The sequence below is a fragment of the Alicyclobacillus sp. SP_1 genome (assembly GCF_024706985.1).
GTDB lineage: Bacteria > Bacillota > Bacilli > Alicyclobacillales > Alicyclobacillaceae > Alicyclobacillus_I.
Map to the genome: position 1 here is coordinate 40,875 of NZ_JAMCCX010000017.1, position 13,097 is coordinate 53,971.

Sequence of the window (13,097 nt, forward strand, 5' to 3'; positions counted from 1 at the left end):
CGGGAGGCACTCTATGAATCCGTTTGACAAAGCCCTATATCACGCGGTTAACAACCTGTCCGGTCATGTTGCCATCGTGGATGCGTTCATGAAATTCATCGCCAGCGACGCATTGGAAATCTACGCGGTACTCTTTCTCGTCGCATGGTTCACATTGCGAAAAGAAGACGGCCAGACGCGGCATGGCTTGATCGTTGCCGGTTGTTCCGGCATACTCGCACTTGTGATCAATGTCGTTATCGGACATATCTGGTACAGACCGCGCCCATTTGTCGTCCTTCCCAACGGAACGTTTCATCAGTTGATTCCCCATTCCCAGGACTCATCATTTCCCAGTGATCACGCGTCGGGAAGCTTTGCCTTTGCCTTTGGAAGCCGAAAACGGGGTCCAAAATGGGTGCAGCGCTCATTTCTGATACTGGCTATCTTGGTGGCGTTTGCACGGGTGTATGTAGGAGTGCATTGGCCGACGGACGTGTTGGCCGGCGTGGCCATAGGATGGGTAACGAATGTCGTGACGTGGCGATTGGAACGGTATATCCGTCCCTTCACCAAGATCGGGCTACGACTCTTCCGACTTGGGGAAAAAGCCCACTCTGTCTCCCGCATTGACGCCAATCGGTCGGCGCAATGATGTTTTTGAACGGATGCCTGCGACTAGGTCGCATCGTATTGATCCTTCCCAGCAGTCGACCACCACCCTGAAAGTGGCGGTGCATCGCAAAGCGGCGGCAAAACACCACGAACCGATCGTCCACGCATACGAGAAAGCGGCAATCACGCCGCAGCGTCCGAGGCGACGTACCCACGCGCACGGTGATCATCCGCCAATTCAGCATCACGGAGTGAAGGCCGCAAAGTCCCGTGCTACGCACAAATCGACGAGAAAGTGGGATTCCGCTGGTTATCTGCGAGGTGTGGGAAAAATGTTCCGCCTCTCGGTGATTTTCTTGACGCATCCACCGGGAAGGCGCACACAAAACACCACCTGGATCCACTCGGCTTAAGTGGTGTTTTTTTGCGTGGACGAATGCTCTCTACCCTTACAACAGCAGCCCGAGTGGCGCTATGTCATGCGCGGCTGCCAAGACACGACAGCGATACGACTGGCTTGCGGTGCGAACGAGAATGCGCCGCCTTGTTTCTCAATGCGTTCCCTCAACAGGACGGCCAATTGCTCGCGCTCGACGTCTGTTTCGATCTGCAGCAGTTCCGCCAATCCTTCAAGAGCTTTGGCTGGATCACGCCAAAATCCGCCGTTGCGCGGTTCCTCATACACGTGTACATCCGCAACGATGCCCTCTTCCAGAAGCAGCGGATACAAATCCCTAAACACAGGAGGCTGCGGCGCCATACGGTCTGGATGAAAGACCCGCCAGAGATCGTTGATGCCAGAAAACATGGGATCAACGTGGATCGCCACCACACACCGTTCTGTCGCCGCCGCTTCCATGGCTCTGACAAATTCACGAGGGCGCGGCGAAAAATGAATCACGAAGGCAGCCAATGCGACTTCTGCGGCGGATACTTCGACGTCAGGCCACATTCCAGGCAGCGTGTGAACCGCTGATTCCAATTCCTTGATGGCCACAGCCTCTTGCAAATGCGCCCGCATCAACTCCGAAGGTTCGACCGCCCACACGGTGCAACCATGTTCGGCAAGCGGAACCGTAAAGCGGCCGACGCCCGCGCCGATGTCGACAACGGACCGCTGTGCTCCGAGATGCGACAGAATTTCCTGAAAAATGGGGGTGTCTTTGGCGTCACGGCCTTCCTGGCTGGCACGCAATCCTTCCGCCATGTGGTTCATCAACTTCTCAGGTACGACGATTTCTTGCCAATCGGTCTGTGAGCTCATTGTCCCATTCCCTTCACTATTTGATCAACTTCAACTTGCCATAGAAGTGTGAGGAAAATGTGATGGAAATTCAGAGATTGCCGCATGGGTATCAAATAGTTTCAGTTTCCTATCCTCTCGTGACCCTTCCAGCCTGATTCACGTGCCAACCCTCCCAGAACGACACAGCGCTATGTCTGGCGCAATGCCTGACCCGTCACGATGGGAATGAGGTAGTTCGGTTTAACGAGTTCGTATCGCAAAAGAGTAAGCGGTGAACGGATCAACTCCGATTTGATATCCCGGTTAAGCCTGCAACCGCCAGCAATCCGCTTCCAAAGCGGAGTCAGCGAAGTCTGAATCATGCCAGCCAGAGTGGCGTCGTGTTTCACATGCTCCATGAAGAGATACTGACCACCAGGTTTCAGCACGCGGTAAATCTCATCCAATACCTGCGTAACGTCAAACACAGAGCACAGGACCAAGCTGGTGATGACAGTATCAAACGTTTGATTCTCTAACTCCATGTGTTCTGCCGCAGACGTTACAAGATGGATGTCCAGGTACTCCTTGCGTAGATACGCGCTCAACAGCGAATCTGGTTCCAGCAGCACGAGTTCGGTTACCTGGGCGCCAAGGGCTGCCACATCAAGACCGGAGCCCGCTCCCACGATGAGCGTGCGGCCATATGCGCGTTCATTCTGCTGCGTTCGGACATCCCCCACAGCGCGCTCCATATAATCCTGTCCCCAGATATACAGCCGACTGAACACCGGGTGATCGACGCACAAGTCAATTTCTCCTCCCTCCAGGTACCCACAACATGCTGGACGACCATCAGGATCACGGCTCCCGCCGACAATGTGGAACCTACGGAGAGTCTCCGGATCGAGTTGGCTGAAGAATCAACTCGACACACTCCACTTCAGGATTTCAACTTCTCCGACAGGGAATGGAACTCATCCTCGTCGATCTCGCCCCGCGCGAAGCGGGCCCGAAGGATCTCTTGCGCGTTGTCCCGGTGAGGTTCACCCGTGAAGGCACGTCCTTGAAACAAACGAACCAGCAACCACACAACCGCGGCCAGTATCAACAGCCAAAAAATACTGCTCCCCAACATCATGATCCAACCGTAATTCCCCCATCCGCCGTTTCCATAAAAACCGTACATCATGATTTTCTCGCCTCCTTGGCCATATTCGTGTTCCCAAATACATCTTCAAGAATGCAAAGTTTTCCGTTCAGGGAACGGCCAGACGGCCGTGCATCCCGTAAGCCGCATATTCCGGAACGGGGCACAAGCAACCGTACGTCCCCTTGCTTGGCGATAAGCCCCTCATCAGTAAATTTTTCAGGCCATGTTCGGAGCCCCAAGCGGAGAGGCAAGGACCGAGGCGCAATCGCCCGTCCGTGATAAACGACGCGGTTGGCCGATTTGTCGATGACGGCGCCTTGTTCTCCAGCGTGCACCGGTGAGGCGAGTTGCGCGTTTGACAGCCGCGGCGCTCTACACGGTAGATTCCCCCTCACGGCGTCGCCCATACCTGACCATCCGAAGCTTATCATGCCGCCACTCCCAGCCGCACCGTCGAACCCGCCCCTCATTCAATTTGTGCTCGGTTCGCGCAGGTTCGTCTCCTGGACGAACCGTCGTGTCCTTCACAAGACGCAGTGTAGCAGGCGTATGTGAGGAAAGTGTGAGGAGGAGTGATCTATTTACCCCAGTACATCACGCACAAAAACCTGGTTGGGAAAGTCCATGCGCCCATTTTGCATGGCATCGCCCACGCGCATTCATTGATCATCATGCACGCTCTGCGCGCATATATGGTGCAAGCCGAGCCCCTGCAAGCGTCTCTTCCTCGACCAGTTTTGGATACGAATCTACGGTTGATTCTTTTCCGCCATCTTGGCCTTCAGTGCTGCCAGTTCATCTCCGACTCCGTTGTCTCCCAAGTGTTTGAACTCATCATCCAGAGACTTTGACGGCGTGCGCAGTTCATTGCTCGCCTCCGCTTCCGCTTCAAGCTGGTTCACTTTCTCCTCCATACGCGAAAACCCACGGGCGGCGTTCTCCGTTCCAAAGTTGCCCATCGTATGATTGATCTGTTTTTGCACCTTCGCCGCGTCAGCGCGTGCGACGAGCATTTCCCGTCTGCTTTTCATTTTCATAAATTCGTCTTTCATTTGCTCCAGCTTATGCCGAAGCTCATCGGCCATCGTCTTTGATTTATCATATTCACTGCCGTACGTGTCCGCTTTCTCCTGTTGATCCTTCTTGTCCTGCAACGCCTTGCGGGCGAGTTCTTCATTGCCCAGTTCCAGAGCCTTCTCCGCCTGCTCCTGACGCCTTTCGACCAACGCCGCCGCCCCGTCGCGCTGTTCCAGAAACCGTTTCTCAATGGCGATCTGCTTGGCGACCGCCATTTCTGCCTCCGCAATATCTTCCTCCATGTCGCGCAGAAACTGGTTAATCATCTTGACTGGATCCTCTGCTTTATCGAGCATGTCGTTAACGGATGCGGCCGTGATGTCGCGAATCCTCTTGAAAACCGCCATATCAATGACCTCCCTTGGGGTACTCCATGATTCCACCGCGAAACTCATCGCAATTCGATGATCGTCATCTGTGTGAACAGATACACCCGATTGCAGGGAAGCGCATGGATCGCCTTCCATGAAACCAGTTCTTCTCACCCCCTGAGGAACGTGAGGTTATGTCAGTGTGATAGCGGGATTGTCACAACTGCACGGGACCGAATTCGTCTGCTTCCCACTCTTTTCGATCGATCATCGGCTCACCCTGCAGCACCTGAAGCATTTTGCGGTATTCGTCTGTACTGATTTCACCGCTGGCCAGCCGCTGTTTCAGGATCTGACGCCATGATTCGCCGCGTTCCAAGCCCTGGCGATCGACATCGCGCGACGGAATCCGCCTGTGGTGATCATCGCTGTGAGAATGGTGAGAGCCACATCCCATACCAAGACCTCCTCTCGAATTCCAGCATAAACGATCTTTGTGATGAAAGTGTGATGGACATTTTCTGTGTTCACGCCACTGCATTTTCCGCTCCGCGACACCATCCCGAGACGGCCGCACAGATGAGGGTTCGCCTCCATAAGGTGCGCCATTGACCTTATGGAGGCGAACGTCGATTCACAACAAAGCGGGGTGTCTCGCGGAGTTAGCCAACGAGGACCTGTCCATACATTCCCTGTGCAGCATGGCCGGGATATTGGCAGATGTAGTTGTACTCACCTGACTGAGTGGCCGTAAAGGTGGTCGTGGCCATCGGATACTGGTCCTTGTTGGCCGCCGGGATCGGTGCAATGAACGACCCTGGATAAATCCCGCCCTGCATCATGGACATGTACGCATAGGGTGGCCGCGCCTGCATAATCTCGAATCCGTGCGGCATGCCGGTGTCCTCATTCACCAACTCGACTGCGACCTGGGCTCCCTTGGGTACATGGATGGTGGGATTGACCAGCCCTCCGATGACAAACCTGTCGTCCGCTCCCGTCATCATCGGACTTCCCAACACCACAATTTTGACCGATTGTCCTGCGTAAGTGATTGAGTTGTTGGCCTTATCGACGGTCGCGTTCTGCAAAGATGCGTTCATGTCGCGTTCTGCAGAAGACGGTTTGACGGTACCCACTTGACGAGAGAACCCATTCATCATAGAACCCATCGCGTTGCCCCAGCCATTTCCGTTTGTAGAGGAAGCGCCGCCTGGTCCAACTGCCTGGCCCATCATGCCAGCCCAGCCACTATTGTTGTTCCATGGGGCGTTTGACACAGAGCCGCCGCCAAAATTGATGGCGGCAATAATTTGAGATATGGCCAGCCCTCCGATGGCAAGACCGATTAACAGAGTTGGAACCAGGATCGTACTTCGTCTCATTCAGAATCTCCCCATTTCTTGAGTATGCTTTCATCTTAGATCTGGAGTGTGTGGAAAGTTTGTGCATGGATATCGCCGATCACACTATTTTAAAAGCGCGTTTCTCAACGTCAATGACGCCATACGGACGGATCGGGTTCCCGCAATCCGTCCGAATGGATGATCGTGCTTTGTCTGGGTAATCAAACCGTCGTGTGGGAAGGCATTTCCGTGTGAACGGTCATTTCGGTCTTCGGTACAGCAGGAGCCCACATGCCAATCTTCTTCCAGGCTGGCCATTTTTTCGCGATCACCTGATCCAGCGTCCAACGGCAGTAGGGGGAGGACAACTGTTCAAGTCCCCAAAGCCCCACAAAAACGAAGGCGTACATTACGGCCGCGCCGATGTCGGTGGCGCCTGACCCATACGGGCCGCCGAATCCTTCGGCCACGGTCCAGATGCCGATGCTGGTGATTGCGCCCATGATGTACATGGGTTTTCTTGCAAATCCCAGCAGCAGAGACAGCGCAATCAGCGTTTCCAGAATGGCGATCAGGACGGCAAGCAGGAGTGGGTCGATGCTTACAAATTTTACCCAAAACATGAACCATGGCATCATGATGTTTGGTTGACCCTTCATGGCGCCGGTGACGTAGCTTTCAAACCGTAACATGAACCCTGGAAACCACTTGAAAATGGCGTCAATAAGCCAGACGGCGCCGAATACCCAAGTGAAAATCCGCAAACGGGTTGCGCACTGTTCTTTGCACACCAGTTCCTTTGGCATGGCGACTCCCTCCCTTGTTCGTTCCAGACAGACGAACGACTGAGCTGGTGTTCCCAGGCGGGCAATGGATCAATTACTTCGTTAAAAATCTGTATTGTGCTTTCTTTCACATACTATACTATATCGGTATAGGATATTTTCATATAGCACAAAGGTAGGGCATCCTGGTATAGCACAAAGCGACTATTAATTTTGATCGGTTTCGCTTATCTCGTAACCAAGCCAAAGCCGTACATCTTCATAGTTTCTTCACACGTGGGCAGTATGCTCGTTGTGCAGTGGAGACGTAAACCCTTGGGAGTGGATACGGTATGTCGATGGTGACAAGACTAAAGGACTTGGTGCGGGCCAACTTGAATGACCTGATGAGCAAGGCGGAAGATCCGGAGAAGAGTCTGAATCTGTATATTGAGGATGCGTCCGAGCATTTGCGTGGATTCGCGGTCGAAGTCAATCGCTTTGAAGCCAACCGGATTCTCGTTGAAAAGCAACTGCATACTTGCGAAGCGACCATCGCAGATTGGCATGAGAAGGCGAAACTGGCGATGCAGCAAAGCCGGGAAGACCTGGCGCGCAAGGCGCTTGAGCAAGAAGAGAAGGAAAAGACGCGTCTGGATCATTTGCAGCAGGAATTGGCGGGGGCCGAGGCCACGTCTGCCCAGATGAAGGAGCAGTATCAATTGTTGGAGAATAAACTGGACGAGGCCAAAGAGCGCCGTGTGGAACTGATCCGGCGTAACCGCGCCGCTGTCGCGCAAAGAGGCGCCGCGGTTGCGATTGCCGGGATTGGCAAAGAGGATCCGTTTTTTAGGATTGACCGAATGGAGGAAAAAGTGGAGCAGCGGGAGGCCGAGGCGCAGGCGGCGCATAGCAGTTTGACCGCTTCCCTGTCTTATGAAATGGAACAACTTCAAAAGAATCAGTCGCAAAACCATGTGGATGACGCGTTGGCGAAATTGAAGGAAGAAGTGAATTTCGAGTCCTGATGATTCAGATTCGCAGTCTTGTGGTGCGCGCAGAAAACACCAAGCTGACAGGGAGATCGCCCATGACCACACTGCGCCATTCCGGCAGGTGGTTTGTTGTTTGTGAACGCGCTGTGGGAGGGTGCTGAGATGGAACTGTTCAACAGGATAAGAGATGTACTGTCTGGATTGCATACTTGCCCACCTGAGCATCTTGCGGCGTTTCGCAGAATTGGTGAAGAAGTGTATGGAGTTGAAGTGGAACTGGCCGACTGCGGGGCGCCGCGTGCGCTGGCCCTTTTGCGTGCGGCCAAAGGCTTTCAGGTGATGGCGGACGCCCTGCTGTTCGACGCGTTTTCAAGTGTAGGAACCGCCGTTGCGCCTGTTCCCGTGATCACGCATGAACTCGCGGAATCATGGTATGAGCGTATCCCGGAGTTGTTGATTGGCGCACGCCAGGAGGCGATGTTTGCGGGAAGCGCCAAAATGGTTCTTCCGGTCCGTTTGGGCAAAAGGGTCGAAGCGCATGGGGCGTGTCCGGTTCAGCATTTGGCGGGCATGCGGCGGGCGGCGGCCGCAATGGAGGATCTGCTGCAGGAAGGGTTGGAGCGTGCTCGCCTGCAACCAGACACGTACAGGGAAGCGCTCCTTCTCAATGAGAAGGCAGGGATTAATCGCCGGGTGGCCGACGCGATGGTGGGTTTTATTATGGGTGGACAGCATGTGTCGATCAAAACGCACGAAGAGGCAGAACAGAAGTACTGGGAGGTGCTGGCGGAGTGTCTGGTAGTCGTCCAGGCGCTGGAAGACCCGTCGGCATTGCGGCCTTTTGCAGCAAACAAAAATCCAACGGGCAAAAGTACGGTGAGGACGCGACTCGATTCTGCGGATGTCTGGAAGATCACATCGGAAGCGGCGCAGTTGCAGATTCGCCGCTCTGGGGAGTGGGAGGCGGCAGAAAAGGATCTCGCTGAACTCTGGAGTGTGCATCGGATAACGGATGGGGAACGCGAATACGAGCATACCGTAGCGCGATTACTTCATCAGGGAGATATCCGTGAGAATGGTTATTGGCATTGTTGTCCTTTTCAGCCTGTGTATCAAGTGGCTCGCGGATCCGTTCGGGTCGTCGGACATTCGATTCCGTCTGGGCATGTGTTTGTCTGGGATTATGGCGAAGCTGGCACAGCGGGGCGATTTGTTACGCGGTCTTCGTTTGACAGGACGGGTTCGCGGCATTATTGCGCAGACTAGACGGTGATCGGGGCTGACTGACGGCTATGGTCCACATGGCCCATTTTTCATGCGGACACAGCGTGATGGACTGTGTGGACTACGTTTCAGAATCGTGGCCGCGCCGTTCCTGTGAGGGTGGCCGGCAAATGCTTGCCCTCCATACTTTCTTCACACATCCACGGTACGATGACATACGTGATACGAGGGAGGGTATATCATGAAACTGAAACATTGGATCGTACCATCGATTGTCGCTACGTCTGTTTTGATTGCGGGCGGCTCGGTGTTTGCGGCCACTTCTGCGCACCATGGACAATATGCACCCAATTGGTCTACCGTGACGGGCCATGCCACAGCAAATGTGGAGAGCGCCGGTTCCGGTGTGAATGGCGGGGGTGGTTATAGCAGGATGGAGAGTGCCGGTTCCGGTGTGAATGGTAGTGGTGGTTATAGCAGGATGAGGAGCGTCGGTTCCAGTGTGATGGGTGGTGGCGCTCAGGGTGTAAACGGCGCAAACGGCATGACGGCTGGGTTTGGCGGCACAGTCGGGAGTGGCGGCATGATGGGCGGCGGCGGCATGAGTGGGGGATCTGCGTACAATCGATAACCTCAACAACGCCCATATAGGATTAATTGTTATAAGGATGGCGAAGCGCTCGGATTTGTGAAACTGACAGGCTGGTGAATCCGGAGTGGACAGGCATTCAAAATGATTTCCTTTGGATTCCGCTTCCGCCTCGCACGTCCAGAGTTATTTCGGCAGCATCCTGTCTGCAGTGCGAGCCGGGGCGAAACAGGTCGGAACTGAATTGAGGAGGAATAGTACCATGCAGGAAAAGCGTATCGTCGTCTGTATTGCTCACCCAGACGACGAAGTTTTTTGTTCGGGCACCCTCTTGCGGCTAGCCGATGCGGGAAATGAGCTGACGGTGGTGGTGGGAACACAGGGCGAAAAAGGGAGCCACGATCCGATGCTAACCGCGGAGTCCATTGCTGCGGCAAGACGTCAAGAGATGGACATGTCCGCACACCGGCTTGGCGTGAAAGAAGTGGTTCAACTTGGGTATCGGGATGGCGAGTTGCAGTATGCCGAAGATCTAAAGGAAACGCTGTTTCGTCTGGTTCGCTCGATTCGGCCCGATGTTGTGCTGACATTTGATCCGTGGAAGCGCTATGAGATTCACTCGGATCACCGTGAAATCGGCTTTGCGATGATTGAGGCGGCTCATTTGGGCGCCAATTGTTGGTACTATAATGGACAGATCACGGACGACATCAAATGCCACCGGAGCCAAGAGTTATACCTGTTTCATTGTGACGAGCCGAATTATTATGTGGATATCACCGACGTCTTCGAACGCAAACTATACGCGGCGAGCGCACATGCGAGTCAATTTGGCCCGGATGTCGATGAAGTGCGGCTGCGTAGCATCATGAATCAAATGAACCCGGATGTGCAGATGACCATCGAACCCTTTCGCAAGATGTGGCACTCTAATCTGTATCTATAGAAAGTCAGGGGTACGGTTGATCCACGCCTGCTGGCAAGAGGGTATCCGCTTTGCGTCTCGCGACACGCAGTCACCAATCTTGCCCCCATACTTTCTTCACATATCCACGGTACGATGGCTACATGAAAGGGAGGGTATATCATGAAACTGAAACATTGGATCGCACCATCGATTGTCGCTACGTCTGTATTGATTGCGGGAGGCTCGGTATTTGCAGCCACCACTGCGCGCCATGGACAATATGCAACCAACTGGTCTGCCATGATGGGCCAAGCCCCATCAAATGTGGGGAGCGCCGGTTCCGGTGTGAATGGCGGCGGCGGTTACGGCAGGATGGGAGGCTACGGCTCGGGCGCGAACGGCGACGGCGGTTACGGCATGATGGGCGGCTACGGTTCGGGCGCGAATGGTAGCGGCGGTTATGGCATGATGGGAGGCGGCGCTCGGGGCGCCAACCGCTCTCTGGTCAACAATGCGCAACTGAGTCAACTTGTTCGGCAAGGTGAAGCGGGTGCGGTCATCAATCGCAAAACGAACACCGTTACGTACCAGGGTCAAAATGTGACGCTCGTCGCGCTCGCTTCGCCGCACGGGAAACCCAATATGACGTGGGAGATCGACGGGCTGGTCAATCCTACGGTTGTGGTGTCGTCCAAGGCACAGGTTCGTGTGACGCTCGTCAATACAGACTGGGGCTACATGCATGGGTTTGAGGTCACCACAACGCCTCCGCCCTACCCGTTCATGTCCATGATGGCCATCAATACTGATTTTCTCCAGATGCCGCTTCCTCAGCGGACGACGAAGGCGCTGCCGTCAGCGCAATATGACACGACTTCGGGGTTGCTCAATCTGCGCGCGGGAACGTACTATTATCTCTGTCCAGTGCCAGGGCATGCACAACAGGGCATGCACGGAACGTTGCGTGTCACGTGACAGTCGGACTGACGCTCTTGTGGTAAGGAAACTACAGGCGGATTCGTAGAAGACGGCGCAAAGCCACGTTTCGCGACCACGGACGCGCGGACGTGGCTTTTCAAGGGAGGTGCACTGGATGCAACGGCGTATCCTGGCGGTCGATGATGAGGCTCCCATGCGTCGCCTGATTCGGATTTATCTCAATGAAGCGGGATATGAAGTGGTCGAGGCGGGAGATGGACTGTCCTGCCTGAAAGAACTGGATGGAGGATTGTATCATCTGGTTGTGCTTGATGTCATGATGCCTGGGATGGATGGGATCGAGACATGCCGCCGAATCCGCAAACAGAACCGGGATATTCCGATCCTGTTATTGACGGCGAGGGATGCGGTGGAACACAAGGTGGCAGGCCTCAAGGCGGGTGCGGATGACTATCTGGTCAAACCGTTTGACGGACGGGAACTGGCCGCGCGCGTCGAGAGCCTATTGCGGCGCGCGTATCGCAATGACGAACCGGTGTACGACATTCCCGGACTGCCACTGCGGGTGGATATCGAGAATCGGCAGGCTTTTGTGGGCAGCCATGTCGTTAACCTGACACCCAAGGAGTTTGAGATCCTGGTGCTGTTCGTCAAGCGGCCAGGGCGCACATTTGCCCGTGAACAGTTGCTTGATCTGGTATGGGGTGCGGAATACGACGGCGACAGTCGCACCGTCGATACGCACATCAAGAACATTCGGGAGAAGTTGCGGTCAGCCGGAATCGAGAGCGATCCGATCGCCACTGTTTGGGGCGTCGGGTACAAGTTTGAGGTGTCGGTATGATTCGCAGGAGCATCGCCATTAAAATTGGGCTGTCCATCATAGGGCTGATCGCGGTGGATCTTCTGGCTCTCTACCTGTCTTTGCATCAGTTGATCAGTCATGTGCTGGTGTCTCGCGGCGCAGGACAGGTCACATCGGGGCGGGTCGAGCTGCTGCTCATTCTGTCGGCGGTTGGCGCAATTTTGCTGGCGACCGGATTGACCGTATTCCTGTCACAGCGGTTGGCTCAGCCACTTGTCCAGATGATCAATGTAACACACGAGATCGGGCAGGGTCATCTTGATGCGCGTGTGCCTGCGCGGGGCGACGATGAAGTGGCGCGGCTGGGAGAGGCCATCAACGAACTGGCCAGACGGTTGCAGCGACTGGACGCTTCACGGAAAGAATTTTTGGCTGATGTGGCTCATGAACTGCGGACGCCGCTCACGTATGTACGGGGATACAGTCAGGTGGTTGCGGATGGGCTCGCCAAGACAGGGGATGAGGAACAGGAGTATCTGCGCCTCATTCGCGATGAGACGGACCGCGTCCTGCACCTGATCGAGGATTTGTTTACTTTAGCGCAAGCGGATGAAGGGATTCTGCGCATCACCAGGGAGACCGCTGACATTGGCGAACTGGCGATCCGCGTCGCACAGCGCATGAGACCCAAGATGGAAGAAAAGGGCCTCGGGCTGAGTGTATCGTCGCAACCGGGCTTGACGGCTGATGTCGATGTCGCTCGCATGGAGCAGGTGTTGTTTAACCTTCTCGACAACGCTTTTCGGTACACATCAGCGCCAGGGCAGGTCAAAATCTTCATTCGGCCAAGGGGGGACTCGATCCAGATTGCCGTTCGCGATACTGGCATAGGGATACCACAGGAGGACTTGCCCTTTGTATGGGAGCGTCTCTATCGGGTGGACAAATCCCGCTCCCGCCAGCAGGGTGGAACGGGACTGGGGTTGGCCATGGTGAAACGCATCGCTGAGTTGCACGGCGGCACTGTCGAAGCAGACAGCGAGGAAGGCGTGGGCACGACGATGATCATCGTCATTCCGAAAAACGCGATTGAGTCTCGGCAATAAGGATCATGCGGGTCTTGCCTGAAAATCGCCGCAGGCGTATTTTCTTCCCGGTTGTTGGTGCT

The 13,097-nt window shown here is 54.9% G+C and carries 15 protein-coding genes; 8 read left to right on the forward strand and 7 right to left on the reverse strand.

The features are described from left to right. Nucleotides 1–13: 13 nt before the first annotated feature. Nucleotides 14–634 carry an undecaprenyl-diphosphatase gene (locus M4I36_RS04505; RefSeq protein ID WP_258110510.1) on the forward strand — a complete coding sequence of 207 codons (621 nt, stop codon included), beginning with the start codon at nucleotides 14–16 and terminating at the stop codon, nucleotides 632–634. 432 nt (nucleotides 635–1,066) lie between these two features. Here the strand turns inward: M4I36_RS04505 and M4I36_RS04510 are convergent, their stop codons facing one another. From M4I36_RS04510 to M4I36_RS04540, 7 genes are all read right to left on the reverse strand, one after another. Next, the gene (locus M4I36_RS04510) at nucleotides 1,067–1,858 is read right to left on the reverse strand and encodes a class I SAM-dependent methyltransferase (protein WP_258110511.1); all 792 of its coding nucleotides are present in this window, start codon (nucleotides 1,856–1,858) and stop codon (nucleotides 1,067–1,069) included. Nucleotides 1,859–2,028: 170 nt separating this feature from the next. Further along, nucleotides 2,029–2,628, reverse strand: a complete 600-nt coding sequence (locus M4I36_RS04515) for a class I SAM-dependent methyltransferase (RefSeq protein ID WP_258110512.1) — start codon at nucleotides 2,626–2,628, stop codon at nucleotides 2,029–2,031. 134 nt (nucleotides 2,629–2,762) lie between these two features. Then, a complete protein-coding gene (locus M4I36_RS04520; RefSeq protein WP_258110513.1) occupies nucleotides 2,763–3,011 on the reverse strand; it encodes an SHOCT domain-containing protein in 249 nt (82 codons plus the stop codon). A 710-nt stretch (nucleotides 3,012–3,721) separates the two neighbouring features. Further along, the gene (locus M4I36_RS04525; protein WP_258110514.1) at nucleotides 3,722–4,396 is read right to left on the reverse strand and encodes a PspA/IM30 family protein; all 675 of its coding nucleotides are present in this window, start codon (nucleotides 4,394–4,396) and stop codon (nucleotides 3,722–3,724) included. A 181-nt stretch (nucleotides 4,397–4,577) separates the two neighbouring features. Beyond that, nucleotides 4,578–4,817, reverse strand: coding sequence for an SHOCT domain-containing protein (locus M4I36_RS04530; protein WP_258110515.1), 240 nt, complete (start codon nucleotides 4,815–4,817; stop codon nucleotides 4,578–4,580). A 205-nt stretch (nucleotides 4,818–5,022) separates the two neighbouring features. Continuing rightward, a complete protein-coding gene (locus tag M4I36_RS04535) occupies nucleotides 5,023–5,745 on the reverse strand; it encodes a plastocyanin/azurin family copper-binding protein (RefSeq protein WP_258110516.1) in 723 nt (240 codons plus the stop codon). A 182-nt stretch (nucleotides 5,746–5,927) separates the two neighbouring features. Next, nucleotides 5,928–6,512, reverse strand: coding sequence for a hypothetical protein (locus tag M4I36_RS04540; RefSeq protein ID WP_258110517.1), 585 nt, complete (start codon nucleotides 6,510–6,512; stop codon nucleotides 5,928–5,930). A gap of 311 nt (nucleotides 6,513–6,823) precedes the next feature. On the opposite strand from M4I36_RS04540, the gene M4I36_RS04545 reads away from it, so the two are divergent. From M4I36_RS04545 to M4I36_RS04575, 7 genes are all read left to right on the forward strand, one after another. After that, nucleotides 6,824–7,498, forward strand: a complete 675-nt coding sequence (locus M4I36_RS04545) for a PspA/IM30 family protein (RefSeq protein ID WP_258110518.1) — start codon at nucleotides 6,824–6,826, stop codon at nucleotides 7,496–7,498. A 129-nt stretch (nucleotides 7,499–7,627) separates the two neighbouring features. Further along, nucleotides 7,628–8,731, forward strand: a complete 1,104-nt coding sequence (locus M4I36_RS04550) for a hypothetical protein (RefSeq protein ID WP_258110520.1) — start codon at nucleotides 7,628–7,630, stop codon at nucleotides 8,729–8,731. Between the two features lie 199 nt (nucleotides 8,732–8,930). Beyond that, on the forward strand, nucleotides 8,931–9,320 hold the full coding sequence (locus M4I36_RS04555) for a hypothetical protein (protein ID WP_258110521.1): 390 nt from the start codon (nucleotides 8,931–8,933) through the stop codon (nucleotides 9,318–9,320). A 220-nt stretch (nucleotides 9,321–9,540) separates the two neighbouring features. Then, nucleotides 9,541–10,224, forward strand: a complete 684-nt coding sequence (locus M4I36_RS04560) for a PIG-L deacetylase family protein (RefSeq protein WP_258110523.1) — start codon at nucleotides 9,541–9,543, stop codon at nucleotides 10,222–10,224. 141 nt (nucleotides 10,225–10,365) lie between these two features. Then, nucleotides 10,366–11,160 carry a sulfocyanin-like copper-binding protein gene (locus tag M4I36_RS04565; protein WP_258110524.1) on the forward strand — a complete coding sequence of 265 codons (795 nt, stop codon included), beginning with the start codon at nucleotides 10,366–10,368 and terminating at the stop codon, nucleotides 11,158–11,160. Between the two features lie 118 nt (nucleotides 11,161–11,278). Beyond that, complete coding sequence (locus M4I36_RS04570) at nucleotides 11,279–11,968, forward strand: response regulator transcription factor (protein ID WP_258110525.1); 690 nt, start codon at nucleotides 11,279–11,281, stop codon at nucleotides 11,966–11,968. Continuing rightward, nucleotides 11,965–13,035 carry a sensor histidine kinase gene (locus M4I36_RS04575; RefSeq protein ID WP_258110526.1) on the forward strand — a complete coding sequence of 357 codons (1,071 nt, stop codon included), beginning with the start codon at nucleotides 11,965–11,967 and terminating at the stop codon, nucleotides 13,033–13,035. Before M4I36_RS04570 ends, M4I36_RS04575 begins: the two co-directional genes overlap by 4 nt. The last annotated feature ends 62 nt before the right edge of the window (nucleotides 13,036–13,097 follow it).